Origin of the sequence: Micromonospora sp. NPDC049081, assembly GCF_040648835.1 — a bacterium.
Classification (GTDB): domain Bacteria; phylum Actinomycetota; class Actinomycetes; order Mycobacteriales; family Micromonosporaceae; genus Micromonospora; species Micromonospora antibiotica.
This window is the reverse complement of sequence record NZ_JBEZEK010000024.1, coordinates 71,171-95,450: the sequence shown is the minus strand read 5'-3', so window position 1 is coordinate 95,450 and position 24,280 is coordinate 71,171. Positions and strand designations below refer to the sequence as shown.

Below are 24,280 nucleotides of genomic sequence, written 5' to 3'. Positions count from 1 at the left end.
CCGGGGGTGTCACTGCCCGTCGAGTTGCTGCGGCTCGGTCTCCCGGATCCAGCGCCACTCGGCGACCCGGGGGTCGTCCTCACCGTGGCGGCGGGTGTGGTCGCGGCAGGCCTGCCGGGTGTCGACCATCTCCTGCCGCAGGTGGGCGGCGCGGGCGGCCAGGCCGGGCACCCGGTCGATGACGTCGATGACCAGGTGGAAGCGGTCCAGGTCGTTGAGCATCACCATGTCGAACGGCGTGGTGGTGGTGCCCTCCTCCTTGTAGCCGCGCACGTGCAGGTTGTCGTGGTTGGCCCGGCGGTAGGTGAGCCGGTGGATCAGCCACGGGTAGCCGTGGTAGGCGAAGATGATCGGCTTGTCGCGGGTGAAGATGGTGTCGAACTCGTTGTCCGGCAGGCCGTGCGGGTGCTCCGACGACGGCTGGAGCCGCATCAGGTCGACCACGTTGACGACCCGCACCTTCAGCTCGGGCAGGTGCTGGTGGAGCAGGTCGGCGGCGGCGAGGGTCTCCAGGGTCGGCACGTCACCGGCGCAGGCGAGCACCACGTCCGGCTCCTGACCGTCGTCGGTGCTGGCCCAGTCCCAGATGCCCAGGCCGCGCCGGCAGTGCTGGACCGCCTCGTCCATGGTCAGCCAGTTCGGGGCGGGCTGCTTGCCGGCCACCACCACGTTGATGTAATGCCGGCTGCGCAGGCAGTGGTCCATGGTGGAGAGCAGGGTGTTGCCGTCCGGCGGCAGGTAGACCCGGACGACCTCGGCCTTCTTGTTGACCACGTGGTCGATGAAGCCCGGGTCCTGGTGCGAGAAACCGTTGTGGTCCTGTCGCCACACGTGGCTGGAGAGCAGGTAGTTCAGCGAGGCGATCGGCTCCCGCCAGGGGATGCCCCGGGTCACCTTCAGCCACTTGGCGTGCTGGTTGACCATCGAGTCGACGATGTGGATGAACGCCTCGTAGCTGGTGAAGATGCCGTGCCGGCCGGTCAGCAGGTAACCCTCCAACCAGCCCTCGCAGAGGTGCTCGGAGAGCACCTCCATCACCCGGCCGTCGGGGGACAGGTGGTCGTCGGTGGCCTCGATCCGGCCGTCGAAGGCCCGGTCGGTGACCTCGAACGCGGCACCGAGCCGGTTGGAGGCGACCTCGTCCGGGCCGAACAGCCGGAAGGTCTGCGGGTTGGCGGTGATCACGTCGCGGACCCAGGTGCCGAGCACCCCGGCCGCGCCGACCACCGGCTCACCCGGCTGCTTGACGTCGACGGCGTAGTCGCGGAAGTCCGGCAGGGTCAGGTCCCGCAGCACCCGCCCGCCGTTGGTGACCGGGTTGGCGCTCATCCGGTGCTCGCCCTTGGGCGGCAGTGCGGTCAGCTCGGCGACCGGGGCGCCGGTGGCGTCGAAGAGCTCCTCCGGACGGTAGCTGCGCAGCCAGCGCTCCAGCTCGGCCCGGTGCTCCGGGTTGTCGCGCACCTCGGCGATGGGCACCTGGTGGGCGCGGAAGGTCCCCTCGACCTGCTTGCCGTCGACCTGGGCCGGGCCGGTCCAGCCCTTCGGGGTCCGCAGGATGATCATCGGCCAGCGGGGGCGCTCGACGTGGCCGCCGGAGCGGGCCACCCGCTGGATCTCGGCGATCTCGTCGCAGGCCCGGTCCAGGGTGGCCGCGAGGAGCTGGTGCACCTGCTCCGGGTCGTCCCCGGCGACCAGGTACGGCTGGTAGCCGTGGCCGCGCATCTGGTTGAGCAGGTCCTCGGTGGGGATCCGGTCCATGACCGTCGGGTTGGCGATCTTGTAGCCGTTGAGGTGCAGGATGGGCAGCACCGCGCCGTCGCGGGCCGGGTTGAGGAAGACGCTGGACTGCCAGCTGCCCGCCAACGGGCCGGTCTCCGCCTCACCGTCGCCGATGACGCAGGCCACCAGCAGGTCCGGGTTGTCGAAGGCGGCGCCGTAGGCGTGGCTCAGGGCGTACCCCAGCTCGCCGCCCTCGTGGATCGAGCCCGGCACCTCCGGTGCGACGTGGCTCGGGATGCCGCCGGGGAAGGAGAACTGGCGGAACAGCCGCTGCATGCCGGTCTCGTCACGGCTCACCGAGTGGTACAGCTCGCTGTAGGTGCCCTCCAGCCAGGTGTTGGCGACCAGCGCGGGGCCGCCGTGGCCGGGGCCGGTGACGAAGATCGCCGACAGGTCACGGTTGACGATGACCCGGTTGAGGTGGGCGTAGAGCAGGTTCAGGCCGGGGCTGGTGCCCCAGTGGCCGAGTAGCCGGGGCTTGACGTGCTCGGGGGCGAGCGGCTCGCGCAGCAGCGGGTTGTCGAGCAGGTAGATCTGCCCGACGGTGAGGTAGTTTGCCGCCCGCCAGTAGGCGTCCAGCCGGCGCAGCTCGTCGTCGGTCAGGGGGCTGTGCAGGTCGAGAGCGGTGTCCATGCTGCCAAAGCCTCTCGCGGGTCGGGGAGTTCTGCACCCGGAAGCGCCGTTTCGCCCCGGGCAGACCCAGTCTTCGCGATTGCCCGGTCACCGGTCAGGGCCGTTGGTCCCGGCCTCGCCGGGTCGTCATGCCCCGCCCGCCCCGGCAGAAACCAACCCACGGACGACGATGACCGGCGCGGGCGCGTGGTAGAGCAGGGTCTGGCTCACCTCGCCGAGCATCCCCCGCCCCGGCTGGTCGCCCCGGGCGCCGACCAGCGCCACCTGCACCGACCGGGACTGCTCCACCAGGACGGTCCCCGGATCGCCGCGTACGGTGTGGCACTCCGCCGGCACGTCCGGGTGGTGCCGGCGGGCCTGGCCGACCAGCGTGCCGAGCACGTCGTCGCCGTCGTCGGGTCGTCCCGGCTCGATCACCCGTACCGCGATGACCCGGGCCCGGCGGCGGGCGGCACAGCCGAAGGCGAAGACGAGCGCGGCCCGGGAGCTGGGCGAGCCGTCCACGCCGACCAGCACCGGGCCCGGGGGCGGTGGGTCGCGGCGGACCACCAGCACCGGGCAGCCGGCGCGGGCGGCGAGCTGCACGGCGGGCGCGTCGGCGGGTACGCAGCCGCCGCAGCCGGCCATCCCGCCGTCCCCGATGGCCACCAGGAACGCCGTCCCGGAACGGCGGATCAGGGCCTCGACCGGTGCCCCCTCGACGATCTCCCCACTGACCGGCAGCCCTGGTTCGACCTCGTTCGCGGCCGTTGCGGCCCGGGCGACCAGTTCCTCGGCGGCGTCGCGGCTGCCGGCGACCGACGGGCCGGCCAACGCGGCCTCCCAGTTGAAGGCGTGCAGCAGGGCCAGGTCCCGGCCGTGCGCGGCGGCCTCCCGGGCGGCCACCCGGACCACCGCGAGGTCCGTCGGTGCCGGCCCGACACCGACCACCACCGGCCCGCCCGTGGACCCGGTCATCCGGTTCACCTCCCGGGCGCCCGCACCCTACGCCCCGCGCCGTCCCCACCGACGCTAGTCGCGCCGGGGAGGCGGTGGAGCCCGATCAGCCGGACGGGTCGGTCCGGTCCCCGGGTGTACGCGCAGCACGACGGCGGTGGCGTTGTCGCTGCCGCCCTCGGCCAGGCTCGCGGCGAGCAGGGCGCGTACCGCCCGGGTCGGGTCCGGCTCGGCGAGCAGTTCGCGTAGCCGGTGGTAGTCGAGCTGGTCGCTGACCCCGTCGGTGCAGAGCAGCCAGGTGTCACCGGGGCGCAGCGGCACCCCGAGCAGGTCCGGGTCGGGCCGGTCGGGGTGGCCGAGGTAGCGCAGCAGCTGGTAGCGGGCGCGGGACGCCTCCCGGGAGTTCGCCGGCCACCAGCCGTGCAGCACCCCGAGCCAGGCCATCGTGTGGTCCACGGTCACCAGTTCCAGCAGCCCGTCGCGCAGCCGGTAGGCCCGGGAGTCGCCGAGCTGGACGATCCAGGCCAGTTCGCCGTCGGGCGCGGCGAGCAGCGCGGTCAGCGTGCAGCCGGCCAGCTCGTCGACGGCGGCGCCGGCCCGGCGTACCCGGATCTGGGCCTCGGTGACGGCGGCACGCAGCTCGCGGGGACCGACGGCCGGCCAGCCGGCGTGGACCAGTTCGCGCAGTGTGTCGCGTGCGGTGCTGCCGGCGACCCGGCTGCCCTCGCCCTCGCCCATGCCGTCGACGACCACCGCGAACGGTAGTTCCGGGTCGACGTGCAGGACGTCGAAGTTGGCCGAGTAGCGGTGACCGGCCACGGTGCCGCCGGCGATCTCCCACTCGATCCGGCCGACGGGCAGCCGGCGGGCCGCCTCGATGGGCTGGTCGGTGGTGCGGCGACGGAACACCAGCGGACGGTAGCACCGTCGCGGGCCTGGACCGGGGCGTCCGGCGTCGTGTCGGCGCAGGTCGGGTGCGTCAACTGTGGTTGACACAGCCGAATTGTCAACGTAAGTTGACAGCATGAGTCAGGCAACGGAACTCGCGGCAGCCGCCGGCAGCACCGACCCCCGGGTCGGCCTGCGCGCGGTGCTCGCCCTGCGTCGGCTCCTCGAACGGCTGGAGGTGGTCCAGGTGGACAACGCCCGACGGCAGGGCTGGTCCTGGCAGGAGATCGCCGACGCGCTCGAGGTGAGCCGGCAGGCGGTCCACAAGAAGCACGCCGGGCGACCGGCGGTCCGAGGAACCTGGGAGGAATGATGTTCGAGCGGTTCACCGATCGGGCCCGCGCCGTCGTCCGGAGCGCGGTCGAACAGGCCCAGCGCGACGGGCGACGTCCCGTCGGCACCGAACACCTGCTGCTCGCCGTCCTGGCCGACACCGATGCGCTCGCCAGCCGGGTGCTCACCTCCGCCGGCGTCGACGCCGACGACCTGCGCGCCCGGATCCGGCGGCACGTCGGTGCCGGCGGGATCGGGCTCGGCGAGGCGGACGCGGCCGCGCTGCGCGAGATCGGCATCGACCTCGCGGCCATCGTCGCCCGGATCGAGGACAACTTCGGCCCGGACGCCCTACGCGAGGCGGTCCCGGCCCCACGCCGACGGTGGCCGCTGCGCCGGCCGGTCGGCGGGCCCTTCTCGCCCCGTTCCCGCAAGGCGCTGGAGTTGGCGCTACGCGAGGCGCTCCGGCTGCGGCACCGGCACATCGGCACCGAACACCTGCTGCTCGGCGTGCTCCGCGAGGGTGGCGGCCTGGGCGCGGTGGTGCTGACCGAGGCGGGCGTGGACCTCGACGACCTGCGCCGACGGATCGAGTTGGCGCTGCGGACGGCGGCCTGACCGGTCGGGTAGGTCCCAACCCGGATCAAACCTGTTTGCGGTCAATGCAACGTCGGTCGTCGTCGGGTCGCTGACCCGGCCGGGGTGCTGCACACTGACGCCGTGGACGGTGCAGAGCAGAAGCGTACGGTGACCGACGGCGACCGCGCCCCGCGCTCGGCGGTGGTGGTCAACCCGACGAAGGTGACTGATCTCGACGAGTTCCGCGCGACCGTGGAGGAGGCGCTCGCCGCCGCCGGTTGGCCGGCCCCGACCTGGTACGAGACCACCGCCGAGGACCCCGGCCGGGGCCAGACCGAGCAGGCCGTCGCCGCCGGGGCCGAGCTGGTCTTCGCCTGCGGCGGCGACGGCACCGTGATGGCCTGCGTCACCGCGCTCGCCGGCACCGACGTCGAACTCGCCGTGCTGCCCCAGGGCACCGGCAACCTGCTCGCCGCCAACCTGGGACTCTCCAACGACCTGGCCGCCGGCCTCCAGGTGGCCGTCGAACGCGGCCGACGCCGACTCGACGTCGGCGTCGTCGACGACCAGTGCTTCGCGGTCATGGCCGGGATGGGCTTCGACGCGCAGATGCTGGCCGACACCTCCGAGACCACCAAGGCCCGCATCGGCTGGCCCGCCTACGTGGTGGGGGCGGCCAAGCACCTGCGGGACCGCCCGATGCGGCTCACCGTCCGCATCGACGACCGGCCCCCGATGCGCCGCCGGGCCCGCACCGTGCTCGTCGCCAACGTCGGGCGGCTCCAGGGCGGGGTGCGCCTGCTCACCGACGCCGAGCCCGACGACGGCTGGCTCGACGTCGCCGTGCTCACCCCCAACCGGGTCCGGCACTGGCTCGCCATGGGCTGGGCGCTGGTCCGCCGGCAGGGCAGCGTCCCCCGGATGGAGGTCCACCGGGCCCGCAAGGTCGTCATCACCAGCACCAGGGCCCAGCCCCGGCAGCTCGACGGCGACCTGATCGCACCCGGCCGCACCCTGACCGCCGAGATCAGACCCGGGTCGCTCTGGCTCTGCGTGCCGCGCCCGGCCCAGGACCCGGATCTGGCGTACGACGCCGACGCGGCGGCGCAGCGCGGCGAGAAGCTGATCGAGGAAGCCCGCCGTGAGTAGCACCAAGCTCGTCCCCGAGACCCGGTTGATGGCGTCGGACGAACTCGCCGCCGACGACGCCTGGCGTACGCTGCGCCGGCTAGGTGGCTGGCAACTGCTGCGGGACGCGTTCATCCGGTTCCGCTACGGCGACGGGTTCAGCCACTCCCGCGCGTTCGCCCTGCAACTCTGCCTCGCCGTGGTCCCGTTCCTGATCGCGCTCACCGGCCTGATCAGCGACCTGGGTGTCGAGGAGGGCGGCCGGGTGGTCGCCGACACCGTGCTGGCGCTGACCCCCGGGCAGAGCGAGCAGGTGGTGCAGGATCTCCTCGGCGACGGGGACCGCACCGAGAGCACCGGCGAGTTGGCGTTGACCCTCGGCCTGATCACCGGCCTGGTGGCGCTGACCACCACCATGGCCCAGATCGAGCGCGGCGCCAACCGGATCTACGGCGTCGAACGGGACCGCCCCGCGCTGTGGAAGTACCTGCGCGCGGCGGTGCTGGCCGTGGTCGCCGGCCTGCCCGCCCTGGCCGGGTTCCTGATCCTGGTCGGCGGCGGGGCGATGGGCGAGTCGGTGCAGCGCCACTACGAGTGGGGTGATCTCGCCGCCGGCCTCTGGGAGGTGGTGCGCTGGCCGCTGAGCCTCGTGCTGACCGTGGTAGCGGTGGCGGTGATCTTCCGGCACGCGCCCCGACGCAAGCAGCCCGGCCTGTCCTGGCTCTACTTCGGCGCCGGCATCGCCACCGCCCTGTGGTGGCTGGCCAGCCTGCTGCTCGCCGCGTACGTCAAGTTCAGCGGCGGCTTCGGCCAGACGTACGGGGCGTTGACCGGGATGATGGCGTTGCTGCTGTGGGCCAACCTCACCGGCATGGCGCTGTTCGGCGGGTTGTCGTTCGCCGCCCAGCTGGAGGCGATGCGGATCGGCGCTCCGGAGCCGGCCCAGCCGGACCTGTGGGAGCCCGAGGCCGAGCGGGAGGAACTGCTCGACACCGGTGACATGACCGCACTGTGAGCCCGCCACACCGGACGGGCGTGTACGGGACGGCAGAATCGGGTACAGCGCGCCTCGCCACGTTGACGCAGGGAGGTGCGGGGTGACCGCGGTCAAGGACACGACGGCCCGACGGCCGCTCGGCCATTTCGCCGAACGGAGCGTCGCCGGCCTGCTGGCCGTGGCCGGCGCGGGCGTGGCCTTCGGGCTGCTGCTGATGCTCGTCCGGTTCAAGTGGAGCCCGATGTACCACGCCGACCACGAGGCGGCCGAATGGTTCAACGGGCTCGTCGCGCCGCACCACGCGTTGGTCACCGTGCTCCAGGCGGTCACCGACCTGGGTGGCCGACCGGTGCTGATCTGGCTGGTCACGATCGCCGTGGTCACCCTGCTGATCCGTCGCCAGTCCCGGCTGGCGGTCTACCTGATCGTGACCGGGGTGGGCGGGCTGATCCTCGACCCGTCGCTCAAGGCCCTGGTCGGCCGGCTCCGCCCGGTGGTCGACGTGCCCGTCGCCAGCGCCCCCGGCAACAGCTTCCCCAGCGGGCACGCGCTCGGCTCGTTCGTCGCGTACGGGGCGTTGCTGCTGGTCTTCCTGCCCGCCATGGCGCCCCGTTGGCGTAAGCCGGCGATCGCCATCGTCGCCGTGCTGGTGGCGCTGATCGGGTTGACCCGGATCGCGCTCGGCGTGCACTTCGTCTCCGACGTGATCGGCGGCTGGCTGCTCGGCGCGGCCTGGCTCGGTGTCACCGCGTACGCCTTCCGGCTGTGGCGGCGCGAGCGTGGCCGGCCGGTGCCGCCGCTGAGCGAGGGGCTGGAACCGGAGGCCAGTGACAAGATCACCCCCGCCCCGGCCGAGGAGCACGTGCTGGAGCACCCGCGCTCCGCCGTGGCCGAGCTGCTGGTCGGCTGGGTGATCGTCTTCGGCGCCCTGTACGCCTTCGGCACGTACGTCAGTTACCACGCCAAGGGCACCATCTTCGAGACCCTGGACACCGACGTGCCGCGCTGGTTCGCCGCCCGGCACACCGACTTCCTCACCGAGCTGAGCTGGTGGTGGAGCAAGTTCGGCGACACCCACGCCATCCTGATCGTCTCGCTGGTCTTCTGCCCGCTGGTGCTGGCCATCTGGAAGCGGTGGCGGCCGGTGCTCTTCGTGGTGCTGGCGCTCTTCGGCGAGCTGAGCCTGTTCCTCGCCTCGGCCCGGGTGGTGGACCGGCCCCGCCCGGCGGTGGAGAACCTCGACGGGCAGATGCCCACCTCGTCCTTCCCGTCCGGGCACATCGCCGCGACCACCTGCCTCTGGCTGGTCATCGCGATCATCGTGTTCGTCCGTACCGACCGCTGGTGGCGGTGGCTCTTCGTGGCGATGGCCGTGATCATGCCGGTCGGGGTGGCGGTCTCCCGGATGTACCGGGGCATGCACCACCCGACCGACTTCATGGGCGCGCTCATCCTCAGCGGCCTCTGGATCGGCCTGCTCTACTGGGTGATCCGACCCAACGCCGACGTCTACGAGGGCAACCGGCCCGAGATCGAGTCGGAACAGGTCGACGAGCTGGACGACGAGCTGGCCAAGGCCGGCCGTCCCGGGTGAGCCGGCCACCGTGCTGCGGATGATGACCTGGAACATCAGGACCGGCGGTCGGGACCGGACCGGCCCCGACCGCCGGGACCTGGTGTGCCGGGTCGTCACCGTGCAGGCCCCCGACGTGCTGGCCGTGCAGGAGCTGCGCGGCTTCGACCGGCCGGGGGTGCTGGCCGGGTTCGCCGACCGGGTGGGGATGCGCCCCCACCTGGCCCGCAGCTGCTTCGGTCAGCCGGTTGCCGTGCTGGTCCGCCCGCCGTGGCGCATCCGCTCCGCCGGGCCGGTCCGTCGACCGTTGCACCACGCGGCGCAGCGGGTCGAGCTGGCCACCACCGCCGGCCCGCTCACCGTGTTCGGCACCCACCTCGACCCGTACACCGGGCTGCGGCGGCGCATCGAGGCCGGCTGGCTCGCCCGTGCGGTAGGCCGCGCGCCGGGGGAGTTGGCGCTGCTCGCCGGTGACCTGAACACCCTGGACCCGGGCACCGACCACGCCGACCGGGTGGCCCGGCTGCCGGCGGCGTACCGGCGGCGGCACCTGCGCCGCGACGGGCGGACCGTGGACACCCGGGCGGTGGCCCGGCTGCTCGCCGCCGGCCTGGTCGACCTCTGGACCCACGCCGCCGGGTCGCCTGAGCTGCCCCGCGGCGGCGGGCCGGCCGATCCGGCCCACGCCGCCGGCCCGGCCGAGGTCGGGTTGACCGCGCCGACCCGGCACGGCGGCGGCGAGTTCTCCGGCATGCGGCTGGACTACCTGCTCGGCACCCCGGCGCTCGCCGCCCGGCTGCGCGACGTCCACGTGGTACGCGGCGGCGACACCGAGTACGCCTCCGACCACTACCCGGTCGTCGCCGAGCTGGACCTCGACCCGGCCTGACCGCCCACCACGGAACCCGTGCAACCCTTTCCGGTCCCGCCGCCATCGCTACGGGTGACAGTGCCGGCGTCCGGGACGGGGAGTGGTCGATGGGTAGCATGCGGGAGCAGGAGAACGCCGGGTGTCGCACGACGGGGGTGCCGTCGGAGTTCGATCCCGGTCGGCGGGTCTTCCGACTCTCCTGGCTGCCCGGGGAGCTGACCCACCTGACCTACACCGGGCAGCGGTGGGAGCACTCGCTCACCGCCCTGCTGCCGGCGTGGACCCCGGGCCGGGGAGCCGCTCCGGTGCGCGCCGGCCGGGTGGTGACGGTGACGGTGGGGGCCCGGGGCGTGGACGTCTGCCGGCCGCTGCGCGAGTGGGATCCGGAACTGGCCGGGTCGGCCGCACCGTCGACTCCGCCCGGGGTCGCCGTCGCGCCGGTGCGGGACCGTCCGGCGCACCTGTACGTCAGTCCCGACGGCTCACGGGCCGCCCTGTCCTGGCGGTACGCCCACGACGCGTGGGCCGCGGTGCTGTCCACCAACCAGCCCGGGTCGGCCCGGGTGCTGCGGCAGATCGCCGAAGGGCTGGTCGGTGACGACCGACCGCTCACGGTTCCCTTCCTCCGGGTGCCACCGCCTGCGGATTGCCGACTCGAACGGGTGGCGGTCGAGCGGCGCGACGGCAGGTGGCACCGGGTGTGGGGCGGTTACCTCGCGTCCGGCTCCCCCTCGCCGTACGGCGACCTGACCATCGGCGTGCGCCGGGACTGGTCGGGCGGGCCGGGGAACACCACCGCTGACGGCCGGCCGGCGTGGTCGGCCGGTGGCCTGGGCACGTACCGGGTCGGGCGGGTTCCCGGTGCGGCCCCGCGCACGGTGGCCGAGGTCGGGGTACTGACGCCGCACGGTCTGGCCGCGCTCGGCGGCGACCGGGCCGCGCTCGCCCTCGCCGCCCGGGTCCGGTTGGTCACCGACCCTGACGACGAAGCCGGCTGGCGTCCGTTCTGAGTTCTCTCCCCCGTGCAACCGTTTCCAAACCGGGGGCCATCCGTACGGTGACAGTGCCAGCGTCCGGGACGGGGAGTGGTCGATGCACGCGACGCAACGGCAGGAGTACGTCGACTTCGTGACGGGGGCGACACCGAAGCTGCGCCGGACGGCGTACCTGCTGACCGGGGGAGATGCCCACCGTGCCGACGACGTCGTGCAGCAGACGCTGACCCGGCTCTACGTCAAGTGGGGTCGGGCACGGTCCGCCGACGACATCGGGGCGTACGTGCACCGGATGCTGGTCAACGCGTTCCGGCAGGAGCGCCGGTCCCGCTGGTTCGGGGTACGCCTGCTCGACCGCCCGCCGGAGCCGGAGCCCAGGGGAGTTGCACCGACCGACGCGGTGGTGGACACGGTCGCGGTGCGGGCCGCGTTGGCGGCGGTGCCACCCGGCCAGCGGATGGTGCTGGTGCTGCGCTTCTACGCCGACCTGAGCGTCGAGCAGACCGCCGAGGTGCTGGGCTGCTCGGCCGGCAACGTCAAGAGCCAGACCGCGCGGGGACTTGCTGCGCTGCGCCGGCAGTTGCCGCTGGCGGACCCGACGGAGGTGACCCGGTGATCCACGACGACGAGACCCTGGTCCGGGAGATGCTGACCCGGGCCGCCGACGACCTGCCGGCCGGGGGGCCGGGAGCAACGGTGTTGGTGACGGCGGGGGAGCGCACGGTGCGGCGTCGCCGGCTGGCCGTCGCCGCCACGGCGGTGATCACCGCCGTGGCGTTGCTCGGCGTCACCGCACTGCTGGGAGTACGGCCGCCGCCGACTCCGGCCGACCGGACCTGGCCGCCGACGGTGGCACCCACCGCCTTCGATCCGGCCCGGCAGCTTTTCCGGTTGACCTGGTTACCGGCCGACCTGTCCGAACGGAACCTTCGTACCACCGCTGACCGGCAGACGACCCTGGCGCTCCGCGCCACGCCGGTCGGGGTGGCCCGGACCGACTTCCGGGCCGGCAGCGTCACGGTGACCGTGGGCGCGCGGGGGGTGGACTTCTTCACCGACCAGCTGAGCCGGGACAACAGCAGCGCGGGAAAGCTGCGCAACGAGCCGACACCCTGGGCCACCCCGCCGGGCTCACCTGTCGATCCGGTGCAGGGACACCCGGCCTTCCTGCACACCAGCCCCAACCGCCAGGAGACGGTGCTCTCCTGGCAGTACGCCCCGGACGCCTGGGTCACGATCACCGGGTTCACCCTCGACCGGCCGGCGGAGGTGCTGCGCCGGGTGGCCGCGGGGATGGTGTGGGAGCGGCAACCGGTCCGGGTGCCGTTCGGGCCGGTGGCGCTGCCGTCGGACGCCCGGCTCTACCAGGCCCACCTCAGCTGGCGGGACGGGCAATGGGGCAGGGCCATTCTCGACTACCGGCTTCCCGGTTCCTCCGCCGCCGGTGGGGACCTGACCGTCGGCCTGGAGCGTGGCGACCAGCCGGATGACCCGACGGGCCGCGTGCAGGGCCGACCGGCGTGGATGTTCGGCCAGAACGGTGAGTCCGGCAGTTGGTCGGTCGGTGCCGTGCCCGGCTGCGCCGGCTGCCGGGGGGTGGTGGGAACGTGGAGTCCGGCGGGCAGTGCCGCGCTCGGCGGCGAGGACGGTGCCCGGGACCTGGCCGCCGCCGTCCGGCCGGTCGCCACCCACGACGACGAATCGACCTGGCGACCGCTGTGACGTCGACCGGCGGGGAGCGTGCACGCCGCGCTCCCCGCCGGTCGTCAGAGGAGCAGGTTGACCACGACGGTCAGGGCGATCGAGGCGAGCACCGAGAACAGGATCATCAGCAGGCAGCCGAAGCCGCCGCCGAGGGGTCGGATCTGCGTGTTGCCGAAACGCATGGTTCACCTGGCCAGGGTCGGGACGAGTAGGTCACGGATCGCCTCGGCCACCGGTCCGGGGGCGGTGGTGAGCACGTTGTGGGCGGCCCCGGGCACGGTGACCAGCCGGGCGTCGGGCACCAGCCGGGTCACCTGGGCGCGCCACCGGGGCGGCACGATCGGGTCGCGTTCCCCGGCCAGCACGAGGGTGGGCACGGCGATCCGGACCAGATCCTCCTCCACCGCGTGGTGGACCGAGTGCGCGATTGTGGCGGCCACCCGCCAGGGGCGCGCGTCGAGGACGTCGCGGACCAGGATCGGCACCTGCCAGGGCGCCTCCCGCAGGCTGTCCACCAGCCATCGGCCGACCAACCCTCGCCGGGACCGGGCGCTCGGGTCGCTGGTCGGCCCGGCCAGCACCAGCGCCCGGATCGCCGCAGGGCGGTCCGCCGCGAGCGCGGCGGCCACCTCCGCGCCGAACGAGTGCCCGACCAGGCAGACCGGGGGCATCTGGTACGCGTCGAGCCAGGCCAGCAGGTGGGAGACGTGCTGCCGCAGGTTGTAGGAGTGGCCGGGGTGGGCGCTCAGCCCGAAGCCGGGCAGGTCGGGCACGTACACCGGGTGGGTGGTGCCGAGCGTCTCGGCCAGCGGGGTGAGGTATCGGTGCGACACGGCCAGCCCGTGCACCAGCACCACCGGGGGCATGCCGGGCACGGTCGGGTCGGCGGAGCGCCGGGTGTGCGTGCGCAGCCTGTCGACGAGCCGGAACTCGCTGGTCAACGCCGTCCGCACCCGGCGCGCGACGGCCTGCGGGCCCGGCGCGGTGACCGGGCGGTCCGGGTCGGGAGTGTGGACGGGCGGCCGGTCCGACCCGGTCGTCGGATGCGGGGCGGCCAGTGCCCGCCGCAACGCGTCGAGGCCGATGCCGGTCGGGTCGGGGCGGGTACGCGACCCGGCCCGACCGGCCACCGTGGTCACAGTTCGCGGAGCCGGGGCAGTAGCTGCTCCTGCGCCCAGTCCAGGAACATCGGCTGGCTGTCCCCGCCGACCTGCACGATCGCCACGTGCGTGAAGCCGGCGTCGACGAAGGCGCGGAACGCCTCGACGTGCCGTTCGACGTCCGGTCCGCAGGGGATGCCGTCGGCGACGTCCTCCTCCCGGACGAACTGGGTGGCGGCGGCGAAGGCGTCCGGGTCGGGCAGGTCGGCGTTGACCTTCCAACCGTTGCCGAACCAGCGGAACTGGTCGTGCACGATCTTGCGGCACTCGGCCTCGTCGGGGCCGTAGCAGATGGCCACCTGGCCGTAGCGGGGCTGCCCGGCGCCGCCCGCGTCGTCATAGAGCTGGATGATCCGGGAGTCGGGTTCGGTGGCGACGATGCCGTCGGCGTACTCGGCGGCGAGGGCGGCGGACGACGGTCCGGATGCGGCGACGGCCATCGGTACGGGGCGTCCCGGCCGGTCCCAGACGTAGGCGTCGGGGACGTCGAAGTGGTTGCCGGAGAAGGTCAGCGTCTCGCCGTTGAGCAGCGGACGGATGATCTGGAGCGCCTCGGAGAACATCTCGTGCCGCTGCTGCACGTGCGGCCAGCCGCCGACCACGTGTTCGTTGAGGTTCTCCCCGGCGCCGAGGCCGAGGGTGAACCGCCCGTCGGAGAGCACCCCGATGGTGCTGGCCTTCTGCGCCACCACCGCCGGGTGGTAGCGGCGGATCGGGCAGGTGACGAAGGACATCAGCTCGGCCCGGCTGGTGGCGTGGGCGACCGCGCCCAGCACCGACCAGGCGTACGGGGAGTGGCCCTGCGCGTCGAGCCACGGGTAGTAGTGGTCGGACATGACCAGCTGGTCGAAGCCGGCTGCCTCCGCCCGTACCGCGTGGTCGACCAACTGCTTGGGGCCGGTCTGTTCGCACATCAGGGTGTAGCCGACGCGGACCATCCTGGTTTCTCCTCCCGGGCGACGATCGTCACCGGATACCCCTGCGCGACGCCGGTCAACCTCGCCGGTGCGGCCGGCTCGCCCGACCGGGTGACCCTTGACGGTCCCGGGAGGGGGGTCTAGGGTCCGACTTAACCGGTTCAGGCTGGTGGTGTCACATCCTGTGGTGGGGATGACTGCCCCCTGTGGCGGCCCATGGTCGGTGTGGGTCGCCACAGGCCCGGCGGGAAACGCGTCAGTAACTTAACCGGTTGCCTTCCCGGCTCCATCGGCATACGCTGATCCGCACGCGGCCAGGGAGTTCCGGCGGCGGCTGTCGGGCTGCAGCCGAGCGCCACCCACCAGCATCGCCACCCCGCCAGGGCAACGGGGTCGACCCTTCCTGAGGAAACCCATGAAGAAGCGACTTTCCGTCGCCGGTGTCGCCCTGCTCACCGTCCTCGCCGCCGTGTTCGCCTTCGGCCAGCCGGCCCAGGCCGCAGCCGGTTTCACGGTCTCCGGTGGCAAGCTCTACGACGCCAACGGCAACGAGTTCATCATGCGGGGCGTCAACCACGCCCACACCTGGTACCCGCAGCAGACCACCTCCTTCGCCAACATCAAGGCGCTCGGTGCGAACACCGTCCGGGTGGTGCTGGCCAGCGGTGACCGCTGGACCAAGAACACCGCTGCCGACGTCAGCAACGTCATCTCGCTCTGCAAGGCCAACAAGCTGATCTGCGTGCTGGAGGTGCACGACACCACCGGTTACGGCGAGCAGGCCGGGGCGATCACCCTGGATCGGGCGGTCGACTACTGGCTGAGCATCGCCAGCGCCCTGCAGGGCCAGGAGCGGTACGTCATCGTCAACATCGGCAACGAGCCGTACGGCAACCAGGGCTACGCCACCTGGGCCACCGACAACGCCAACGCGATCAAGCGGCTGCGGGCCGGCGGCATCACCCACACGATCATGGTGGACGCCCCGAACTGGGGTCAGGACTGGTCGTTCACCATGCGCGACAACGCGGCCGGGGTGTTCGCCGCCGACCCGCAGAAGAACACCGTCTTCTCGATCCACATGTACGGCGTCTTCGACACCGCCGCCGAGATCAGCGACTACCTGGGCCGGTTCCGCACCGCCAAGCTGCCCATCGTGGTCGGCGAGTTCGGTTTCGACCACTCCGACGGCAACCCCGACGAGGACACCATCCTGTCGTACACCCAGGCCAACGGGATCGGTTACCTCGGCTGGTCGTGGAGCGGCAACGGCGGTGGCGTGGAGTACCTCGACATGACCACCAACTTCAACCCGGCCGCCCTGACCACCTGGGGGCAGCGGATCTTCAACGGCGTCAACGGCATCAAGTCGACCGCGAAGGAGGCGTCGGTCTACTCCGGCACCACCCCGACGACGCCGCCCACCACGCCGCCGACCACCCCGCCCACGACCCCGCCGACCAGCCCGCCGCCCACCACCCCGCCGGTCACGACCCCGCCGGCGACCGGTGGCTGCACCGCGACGTACACGATCATCGGTTCGTGGCAGGGCGGGTTCCAGGGTGAGGTCAAGGTGACCGCCGGCAGCGCGGCCATCAACGGCTGGACGACGAAGTGGACCTACGCCAACGGCCAGACCGTCAGCCAGGCCTGGAACGCATCGCTGAGCAGCAGCGGCAGCACGGTGACCGCGCGCAACGTCGACTACAACGGCCGGCTCGGTGCCGGGGCCAGCGCGGCCTTCGGTTTCATCGGCAGTTGGACCGGCAGCAACCCGGCCCCCACGGTGACCTGCACCGCGAGCTGACCGCCTCCGCACCACCGGTGGCCGGGTCCCCTGGGGCCCGGCCACCACCGTCCTCGCCGGGATGGCGCCCTGCGGCCGGACCCGGGGCGGTCAGTCGACCGCGTCGACCTCCAGGAGCAGGGCCTGTTCCGGGTGCAGGGCCGGCAGGTGCAGACCCACCGTCGCCAGCACCGCGCCGCCCAGCGTCACACCGGGCAGCCAGCGGGGTTCGGTGATCTGCATCGCCGCCGGCTGCGGCACCCCCTCGGCGGGGCGGACGGCGTAGCGGCGGGTCGGGTCGAGGCCGGGCAGGCGCACCGGGCCGGGGGTCTGCGTGCCGGAGGTGGCCACCCGGGACACCGCGTACACGGCGCGGGAGCGGTCGTGGGCGACCACGCCGTGCGCCTGTACGGCCGGGTCCGGATGATCGAACCGCACCACCCGCCCGGTGTGCAGCAGCGGTCGGAGCCGCTTGTGCAGGGCCACCCAGGCGGTCAGCTCGGCCCGCTCCTCGGCGTCGATCGCGACGATGTCCCATTCGATGCCGTGGTGGCCGAAGAGCGCGGTGACCGCCCGGAAGCCCAGGGTGTGCACCCGGCCGGTGGTGTGCGAACGCCCCGGGCCGATGTGTGTGCCGACCAGTTCCGGGGGCAGCAGCAGGCCGGTCCAGCGTTGGATGGACAGCCGTTCCAGGGCGTCGTTGGTGTCGCTGGCCCAGACCCGGTCGGTGCGCCGCAGGATCTCCAGGTCGACCCGGGCCCCGCCGGACGAGCAGCTCTCGATCTCCAGGTGCGGGTGCCGGGCGCGTAGCTCGTCCAAGAGCCGGTAGGCCGCCACGGTCTGCGCGTGCACCCCGGGCCGGCCGGCGTGCCCAGCCTCGGTGAGGTCCCGGTTGTGGTCCCACTTGAGGTAACTGATCCCCGGGTTCCCGGTGAGCAGCGCGTCGAGCCGGCCGAGCAGGTGCGCGTACGCCGCCGGGTTGGCCAGGTCCAGCACCTGCTGGTGCCGCCACGGCAGGGGTAGCCGGCCGGGGGCGGCGAGCACCCAGTCGGGGTGGGCGCGGTACAGCTCCGAGTCGGGGTTGACCATCTCCGGTTCGACCCAGAGTCCGAACTGCATGCCTTGCCCGCGAACATGCTCGATGAGCGGCCCCAGGCCGGCGGGCCAGACGTCGGCGTCGACCTGCCAGTCGCCCAGGCCGGCCCGGTCGTGCCGACGGCCGGTGAACCAGCCGTCGTCGAGGACGAACCGCTCGACCCCCACCTCGGCGGCCCGGTCGGCGAGGGTCCGTAACCGGTCCAGGTCGTGGTCGAAGTAGACCGCCTCCCAGACGTTGAGGGTGACCGGGCGCGGCGTGCGGGGGTGGCTGGGTCGGGCCCGCAGGTGGGTGTGCAGCAGGTCGCTGAGCCCGTCCAGTCCGGCGGGGGAGTGCACCGCGTAGAGCAGCGGGGTGGCGTACTCGTCGCCGGGGCCGAGGACGATCTCGCCGGGGGCGAGCAGTTCTCCGCCGCCCAGGGTGGACTCCCCGGTCGGGCGGCGTTCGGCGACGGTCACGTGGTCGCCGCTCCACGCGGTGTGCACCGCCCACACCTCGCCGTGGCCGAAGCCGAACCCGGCGGTGCCGGCGACCAGCAGCAGGGTGGCGTCGTGCCCGGTGCGGCCGTGCCGCCCCTCGCGGACCCACGCGCCCTGCGACCACGTGTGCCGTTGCGGTGTGCGTTCGCGGCACCAGCGCCCGGTGAGGTCGAGCAGTTCGGTGGCGACCGGAGGCACGGGCAGCACCGGCGTCAGCTCGCGTACCTCGTAGGGGTGGTCGGCGTCGTTGCGCAGCCGGTGCCGCACGGTCAGCACCCCGACCGGGTCGAGGGTGATCTCGACGGTCAGGGTCAACCCGACGCCCGGGTCCGTCGCCCGCACGCCCACCCGCGCCGCCCCACCCGGGTCGTCGACGTCGAGGCTGTCGAGCCGGAATGCGGTGGACCAGTCGTGGCCGGCGCGGTGGCCGGCGAGGCCGGGCCGGCCGCTCCAGCCGGCGCTCGCCTCGGGCAGCAGGGACAGCACGGTCGGCGCGTCGAAGCTGCTCGGCACCACCGGCGGCACGGTGGCGTCGACCAGGGCCGGCAGGTCGTCGGCGGGCACCGGACCGAGGTCGGCCCCCCAGTGCACGATCCGGGGCAGTCCCGGGCCGCGCGCGTCGAGCACCAGGCTGGTGCGGCCCCGGCGCAGGTGGATCACGGTCGGATCGGTCATGGCGCTCATCTCCGGTGCGGGCACCCCGGCGTCCGTCACGGTGGGTGAGGTCGAGGGGTGTCAGTAGCGCGCGAGAGCGGTATGCCTGTGGGTCATATTTATGCCTGCCAGGAATACCGCTCTCGCGCGTGGGTGTGGGTGGGGGCCATCGAGATCGTCAGCTCGCGCAGGTGCGGGTGGGTGTGGGCGGTGACCTCAGCCCTTGGACGCGCCCAGGGTCAGGCCCTTGACGAACTGCTTCTGCAACAGGAAGAAGATCACCAGGGTGGGGATGGCGACCAGCACCGAGCCGGCCGACACCAGGTTGTTGTCGGTGAAGAACTCGCCGCGCAGGTTGTTCAGCGAGCTGGTGACCGGGAACTTGTCGCCGGTGCGCATCAGCACGGTGGCCCAGAAGAACTCGTTGTAGATCCAGGTCACCTCCAGGGTGGCCAGGGCCGCCAGCGCCGGCCGGCACAGCGGCATGGTCACCTGCCAGTACTGCCGCCAGATGCTCGCCCCGTCCACCATGGCCGCCTCGTAGAGGTCGCGGGGCAGCGCCTTCATGTAGTTGCTGAGCACGAAGACGCAGAAGCCGCACTGGAAGGCCACGTTGACCAGGATCAGCCCCCAGTAGCTGTCGTAGAGCAGCTCGGAGTCGCTTATGAACTCCGGCAGCGGCACCTCGGTGAAGATCCGGAACAGCGGGATCAGCAGCGCCTGCTGGGGCAGCAGGTTGGCGGCGGTGAACAGCCCGAGCAGGACGATGTTGAGTTTCCAGCTGAACCGGGCGATCACGAACGCCACGCACGAGGCGAGGAACAGGGTCAGCAGCACCGCCGGGACGGTGATGTAGACCGAGTTGAGGAAGTGCTTGCCGAACTCGGCGGTCCGCCAGGCGGTGACGTAGTTGTCGAGCGTCCAGCCGCCGAACGAGACGTACCCGTTGGCGGCGGTGTACTCGTAGGAGCGCAGTGAGGTCAGCACCGCCCAGAGGATCGGGAAGAGCCAACCGACGGCGACCGCGCCGAGGAACAGGTGCAGCGCCACCCGGGCGGGGCGCAGCGGCCGACGGCGCCCGGCGGCCCCGGACGCCGGCTCCGAGGTCGGCGGACGGGTCGTGGTCGACGCGCTCATCGCCGGTTCTCCCTCATGACGACGGCCAGGTAGACGGTGATGAAGACCAGCGAGACGGCCAGCATGATCGTCGCCAGGGCGGAGCCGAAGCCGATCCGGCTGGCCTCGCCGACGACGTTCTGGGTGACCAGGGCGGAGATCAGCTCCAGGCCGTTGCGCCCCTTGTTGATCACCCAGACCAGGTCGAACGCGCGCAGCGACTCGATCACCGTCACCACCAGCACGATGATGTTGATGGGCCGCAGCACCGGGAAGATCACCCGGAAGAAGGTGCTGGTCTCCGATGCCCCGTCGACCGAGGCGGCCTCCCGCAGTGACGGGTCGACGCCCTTGAGCCCGGCCAGGTAGAGCAGCATGATGTAGCCGACGTGCCGCCAGCCGGCCGCCACCAGCACCGCCCAGATGTTGACGTTCGGGTCGCCGTACCAGTCGGTCTGGCTGCCCAGGACGGCGTTGAGCAGACCCTGGTCCCGGGAGTAGATGAGCTGCCAGACGAAACCGATCAGCGCCAGCGACAGCACCACCGGCAGGTAGAGCGCGGTCTGGTAGAACCGGCTGCCGCGGATCTCCTTGTCGAGGAGCACGGCGAGGAACATCCCGAACGGGGTGGCGACCACGAACAGCGCGGCCAGCCAGAGCAGGTTGTTCTGCATCGCCGGCACGAACGGCGGGTAGATGTTGACCACGTCGGAATAGTTCCGGCCACCGACCCAGTCGATCTCGCTCAGCGGGCCGATGCCGTCCCAGTCGGTGCCGGAGAGCGCCACGGTGGCCAGCGCGGGAAACCAGACCAGGGCGACCACCAGCAGCAGCGGTACGAGCACCATCAGCGTGATCACCACGCGGTCGGTGCGGGACAGGAGCCGTAGCCGCCGACCACGACCACCCCGGGTGGGGGTGGCCGGGGTCGGTGCCGGTACGGCGTGATCCGCTTGGATCAGGGGCAGGTCGGACACGACGGTCCTCCCCCTCTCGCCGTCAGCTGGTGAAGATCGACTTTTTCTGGTTCTCGATGCTGTTGACCAGCCCGTCGATGTCCCTGGGGTTCTTGATGAACTGCTGGAGCGCCGGGATGATCACCGTGGAGGCGAAGTCCGGCCGGGTGTCGCGGTCGAGGAACTGGGCGATCTCGGTGGCCGAGCCGACCAGCTCGGCGGCCTTCTTCTGCAGGGCGGTGTAGCCGCTGGTGTCCGCGCCGCTGTTGGCGACCAGGGTGGTCGGGTCGTTCTTCACCGTGATGTCGGCGGCCTCCTTGGAGCCGACGAACTCCAGCAGTTTCTTGGCGTTGGCCTCGGACTTCGGCTTGCGGGCCAGCATGTAGCCGTCGATCGGCGCGTCCAGCGCCTTGGCCCCGATGGCCGGGTCGATCTCGGGGAAGGTGAAGAAGTCGATGTCGTCCTGCTCGTCGTTGCCGAACTGCTGGGCGACGAAGAGACCGAGCAGGTACATGCCGCTCTTCTTCTGCTGCAACGACTGGGCGGCCTCCTGCCAGGTGCGGCCCAGGCTGTCCGGCTGGTGCAGCGGCAGCAGCCCGGCCCAGGTGTCGAAGACCTTCTTGACCTTGTCGGAGGTCCACGCCTCCTTGCCGGCCATCAGGTCGATGTGGAACTGGTAGCCGTTGATGCGCAGGTTGAGGATGTCGAAGGTGCCCATCGCCGGCCAGCCGTCCTTGTCGGCGAAGGCGATCGGGGTGAGCCCGTCCCGCTTCATCTGCGCGCTGAGGGCGGTGAGCTGGTCGAGTGTGGTCGGCACCTGGTAGCCGTGCTGCTTCCAGACCGACTTGCGGTAGAACATCGCCCACGGGTAGTACGACGACGGCACGAAGTACTGCTTGCCGTCGTCCCCGGTGGACGCCTTCTTGAACGCGTCGGAGTAGCCGGAGAGCTTGCCCCACAGGTCGCTGATGTCGCCGGCCAGGCCCTTCGCGGCGAAGAAGCGCATCCGGTAGCCGGCGAACCACATGAACACGTCGTCCGGCTTGCCCTGGAGGTAGTTGTTGATGTTCTCCTGGTAGGTGTTGTGGTCGACGGTGTTGATGCTGGCCGTGATGCCGGACGAGGTCTTGAACCCGTCCATCACCTTGGCGATGACCCCCTTGGGCTGCGGGTCGGACTGGTTGGAGCCGAGCGACACCTCCTTGCTGTCGCTGCCCGACCCGGAGTCGGAGCCACAGCCGGCGAGCAGTCCGGTGCCGAGCAGCGCGCCCGCGCCGACCCCGGTGAGCAGGGAGCGTCGTCCGATGCCGGCGACGGAGGACGGTACGAGCCGGGAGAGGTACTCGGCTTCGGTGCGGGGACGGGACATGGTGCCTCCTGCGGATGAAGAGGTGCGCTGCGCCCGAGGGCCGTCAGTGGTGGGGGAGGGAGTGGAGAATGCCAACATAGATCCACCGAGAATGAACATTGGCCAACACAAACTCCCGGTGGCGCTTGAAGCTACCCGTCCGTGCGGCCCTGTCAAGAGGGCAGCTCCGGATCGGTATCGGAGCGTTGGCAGTCGGCCTGGGAGGTAAACGTTGGAAAATCCGCTCGTGTTGGAAAGTGTTGACTTGATCGACCGCTAGGGGCACGCTCTGCTCTCATGCGGCAACACGGCAGCTGGCAGGGCGACGGGATCTACTTCGGCGCCGACTACAACCCCGAGCAGTGGCCCGAGCAGGTCTGGGCCGACGACGTGGCGCTCATGCGCCGGGCCGGTGTCAACCTCGTCTCGGTCGGGATCTTCTCCTGGGCCCTGCTCGAACCGTCCCCCGGCCGGTACGAGTTCGACTGGCTCGACCGCGCCCTCGACGTCCTGCACGCCGGCGGCATCCACGTCGACCTGGCCACCGCCACCGCCAGTCCGCCCCCGTGGCTGGCGCACCGGCACCCCGAGACGCTGCCGCGTACCGCCGACGGCACCGTGCTGTGGCCCGGTGGCCGGCAGGGCTACTGCCCCAGCTCGCCGATCTTCCGCCAGCGTTCGCTGGCCCTGGTCGAGGCGGTCGCCGACCGCTACGCCGAGCACCCCGCCGTGGTGATGTGGCACGTCTCCAACGAGCTGGGCTGCCACAACGTGCACTGCTACTGCGACGTCAGCGCCGATGCGTTCCGGGAGTGGCTGCGGGAGCGCTACGGCGACCTCGACCGGCTCAACGACGCCTGGGGCACCACCTTCTGGAGCCAGCGGTACCACGACTGGGCCGAGATCAACCCGCCGCGCGCCGCGCTCACCTTCGCCAACCCCACCCAGCAGCTCGACTTCCTGCGCTTCTCCTCCGACGCCCAGCGCGCCCAGCTGCGCGCCGAACGGGAGGTGCTCAAGCGGCGGGTCCGCCAGCCGGTCACCACCAACTTCATGATCGGCATGGGCATCAAGCACATGGACTACCACTCCTGGGCGTCCGACGTGGACCTGGTCGCCAACGACCACTACCTGACCGTCACCGACCCGAACGCCCACCTGGGCCTGGCGTTCGCCGCCGACCACACCCGGGGCGTGGCCGGCGGTGACCCGTGGCTGCTCATGGAACACTCCACCAGCGCGGTCAACTGGCAGCCCCGCAACGTCGCCAAGACCCCCGGCCAGCTGCGCCGCAACAGCCTCACCCACGTGGCGCGCGGCGCCGACGGGGTGCTGTTCTTCCAGTGGCGGGCCTCCCGGGCCGGCGCGGAGAAGTTCCACTCCGCACTGGTCCCGCACGCCGGCCCCGACACCAAGGTCTTCGACGAGGTCTGCCGGCTCGGTGCCGACCTCAGGGCCCTGGCCGAGGTACGCGGCAGCCGGGTCGACGCCGACGTGGCGATCCTGTTCGACTGGGAGGCGTGGTGGGGCGTCGAGCTGGACTCCCACCCCAGCGTCGACGTCACCTACGCCGACCGGATGCGGGCGCTCTACGACGCGCTGTGGCGGGCCGGCGTCACCGCCGACGTGGTGCACCCGTCGACCGACCTGTCCGGCTACCGGCTGGTCCTCGTCCCCACCCTCTACCTGGTGCGCGACGCCGACGCCGAGGCACTGAGCCGGTACGTCGCCGGGGGCGGCACGGCGCTGGTGACGTACTTCAGTGGAATCGTCGACGAGCACGACCACATCCGGCTCGGCGGCTACCCGGGGGCGTTCCGGGAGCTGCTCGGGGTGCGTACCGAAGAGTTCTTCCCGCTGTTGGCAGGCGACCGGGTCGTCCTCGACGACGGGTCCACCGCCGACGTGTGGACCGAGTGGCTGCACCCGGCCGGCGCGGAGGTCGTGGCGTCCTACGAGGACGGTCCGCTGCCGGGTGTGCCCGCGCTGACCCGGCACCGGGTCGGCGACGGCACCGCCTGGTACCTGGCCACCCGGCTCGACGAGGCGGCCACCGACGCCCTGGTGGGCCGGCTGCTCACCGAGGCCGGGGTACGCCCACCGGTCGCCGCCCCGACGGGCGTCGAGGTGGTCCGCCGCCGGGCCGACGACCGGTCCTGGCTGTTCGTGGTCAACCACACCGACGCCGAGGTGACCCTCGACGCGACCGGCACCGACCTGCTCACCGGTCAGCCCTGCGGCGGGACGCTGCGGGTGCCCGCCGGGGAGGTGGCCGTGGTCCGGGAGGAGCAGGCGGTGACGGAGGCGGTCCCAGCGGTTGAACCGCCCCCGGCCGCAGCGGCCTGACCTGCG

At 72.2% G+C, this 24,280-nt stretch carries 20 protein-coding genes; 11 read left to right on the top strand and 9 right to left on the bottom strand.

Translation table 11 applies throughout. The features are described from left to right. Positions 1–9: 9 nt before the first annotated feature. The 3 genes from AB0B63_RS26710 to AB0B63_RS26700 form a co-directional block, all read right to left on the bottom strand. Positions 10–2,412 carry a phosphoketolase family protein gene (locus AB0B63_RS26710; protein WP_208569916.1) on the bottom strand — a complete coding sequence of 801 codons (2,403 nt, stop codon included), beginning with the start codon at positions 2,410–2,412 and terminating at the stop codon, positions 10–12. Positions 2,413–2,538: 126 nt separating this feature from the next. Beyond that, positions 2,539–3,369: a universal stress protein gene (locus AB0B63_RS26705; RefSeq protein WP_357023510.1), complete on the bottom strand. Its 831-nt coding sequence runs from the start codon at positions 3,367–3,369 to the stop codon at positions 2,539–2,541. A 54-nt stretch (positions 3,370–3,423) separates the two neighbouring features. Further along, positions 3,424–4,257 (bottom strand): PP2C family serine/threonine-protein phosphatase, encoded by an 834-nt coding sequence (locus AB0B63_RS26700; RefSeq protein WP_208569914.1) that lies wholly within the window; start codon positions 4,255–4,257, stop codon positions 3,424–3,426. 115 nt (positions 4,258–4,372) lie between these two features. Between AB0B63_RS26700 and AB0B63_RS26695 the strand changes: the two genes are divergently transcribed. The 9 genes from AB0B63_RS26695 (at position 4,373) to AB0B63_RS26655 (ending at position 12,434) form a co-directional block, all read left to right on the top strand. Further along, a complete protein-coding gene (locus AB0B63_RS26695; protein ID WP_067310060.1) occupies positions 4,373–4,609 on the top strand; it encodes an HTH domain-containing protein in 237 nt (78 codons plus the stop codon). Next, entirely contained in the window at positions 4,609–5,187 is a 579-nt protein-coding gene (locus AB0B63_RS26690; RefSeq protein ID WP_208569913.1) for a Clp protease N-terminal domain-containing protein, read from the top strand. Before AB0B63_RS26695 ends, AB0B63_RS26690 begins: the two co-directional genes overlap by 1 nt. 102 nt (positions 5,188–5,289) lie before the next feature. Continuing rightward, on the top strand, positions 5,290–6,297 hold the full coding sequence (locus AB0B63_RS26685) for a diacylglycerol kinase family protein (RefSeq protein WP_208569912.1): 1,008 nt from the start codon (positions 5,290–5,292) through the stop codon (positions 6,295–6,297). Next, positions 6,290–7,291 (top strand): YihY/virulence factor BrkB family protein, encoded by a 1,002-nt coding sequence (locus AB0B63_RS26680; protein WP_208569911.1) that lies wholly within the window; start codon positions 6,290–6,292, stop codon positions 7,289–7,291. Before AB0B63_RS26685 ends, AB0B63_RS26680 begins: the two co-directional genes overlap by 8 nt. 82 nt (positions 7,292–7,373) lie before the next feature. Beyond that, positions 7,374–8,867, top strand: coding sequence for a phosphatase PAP2 family protein (locus tag AB0B63_RS26675; protein WP_357023505.1), 1,494 nt, complete (start codon positions 7,374–7,376; stop codon positions 8,865–8,867). Positions 8,868–8,877: 10 nt separating this feature from the next. After that, on the top strand, positions 8,878–9,735 hold the full coding sequence (locus AB0B63_RS26670) for an endonuclease/exonuclease/phosphatase family protein (RefSeq protein WP_357023502.1): 858 nt from the start codon (positions 8,878–8,880) through the stop codon (positions 9,733–9,735). An 89-nt stretch (positions 9,736–9,824) separates the two neighbouring features. Beyond that, on the top strand, positions 9,825–10,727 hold the full coding sequence (locus tag AB0B63_RS26665; protein ID WP_357023499.1) for a hypothetical protein: 903 nt from the start codon (positions 9,825–9,827) through the stop codon (positions 10,725–10,727). Positions 10,728–10,809: 82 nt separating this feature from the next. Beyond that, entirely contained in the window at positions 10,810–11,328 is a 519-nt protein-coding gene (locus tag AB0B63_RS26660; protein ID WP_357023496.1) for a SigE family RNA polymerase sigma factor, read from the top strand. After that, complete coding sequence (locus AB0B63_RS26655) at positions 11,325–12,434, top strand: hypothetical protein (RefSeq protein ID WP_357023492.1); 1,110 nt, start codon at positions 11,325–11,327, stop codon at positions 12,432–12,434. Before AB0B63_RS26660 ends, AB0B63_RS26655 begins: the two co-directional genes overlap by 4 nt. 167 nt (positions 12,435–12,601) lie before the next feature. Here the strand turns inward: AB0B63_RS26655 and AB0B63_RS26650 are convergent, their stop codons facing one another. Further along, positions 12,602–13,546, bottom strand: a complete 945-nt coding sequence (locus tag AB0B63_RS26650; RefSeq protein ID WP_357023489.1) for an alpha/beta hydrolase — start codon at positions 13,544–13,546, stop codon at positions 12,602–12,604. A 5-nt stretch (positions 13,547–13,551) separates the two neighbouring features. After that, positions 13,552–14,514, bottom strand: a complete 963-nt coding sequence (locus AB0B63_RS26645; RefSeq protein ID WP_208569905.1) for a TIGR03557 family F420-dependent LLM class oxidoreductase — start codon at positions 14,512–14,514, stop codon at positions 13,552–13,554. Positions 14,515–14,908: 394 nt separating this feature from the next. On the opposite strand from AB0B63_RS26645, the gene AB0B63_RS26640 reads away from it, so the two are divergent. Next, positions 14,909–16,300 carry a cellulase family glycosylhydrolase gene (locus AB0B63_RS26640; protein WP_208569904.1) on the top strand — a complete coding sequence of 464 codons (1,392 nt, stop codon included), beginning with the start codon at positions 14,909–14,911 and terminating at the stop codon, positions 16,298–16,300. Positions 16,301–16,390: 90 nt separating this feature from the next. On the opposite strand, the gene AB0B63_RS26635 is transcribed toward AB0B63_RS26640, so the two are convergent. From AB0B63_RS26635 to AB0B63_RS26620, 4 genes are all read right to left on the bottom strand, one after another. After that, a complete protein-coding gene (locus tag AB0B63_RS26635; RefSeq protein ID WP_357023484.1) occupies positions 16,391–18,529 on the bottom strand; it encodes an alpha-galactosidase in 2,139 nt (712 codons plus the stop codon). A gap of 195 nt (positions 18,530–18,724) precedes the next feature. Beyond that, positions 18,725–19,645, bottom strand: a complete 921-nt coding sequence (locus AB0B63_RS26630) for a carbohydrate ABC transporter permease (protein ID WP_357023481.1) — start codon at positions 19,643–19,645, stop codon at positions 18,725–18,727. Further along, positions 19,642–20,601, bottom strand: coding sequence for a sugar ABC transporter permease (locus AB0B63_RS26625; protein WP_208569901.1), 960 nt, complete (start codon positions 20,599–20,601; stop codon positions 19,642–19,644). Before AB0B63_RS26625 ends, AB0B63_RS26630 begins: the two co-directional genes overlap by 4 nt. Before the next feature lie 22 nt (positions 20,602–20,623). Then, on the bottom strand, positions 20,624–21,949 hold the full coding sequence (locus AB0B63_RS26620; protein ID WP_357023478.1) for an ABC transporter substrate-binding protein: 1,326 nt from the start codon (positions 21,947–21,949) through the stop codon (positions 20,624–20,626). Positions 21,950–22,225: 276 nt separating this feature from the next. Here AB0B63_RS26620 and AB0B63_RS26615 point away from each other — a divergent pair, with 276 nt between their 5' ends. Next, complete coding sequence (locus tag AB0B63_RS26615) at positions 22,226–24,274, top strand: beta-galactosidase (protein ID WP_357023475.1); 2,049 nt, start codon at positions 22,226–22,228, stop codon at positions 24,272–24,274. Positions 24,275–24,280: the final 6 nt, after the last annotated feature.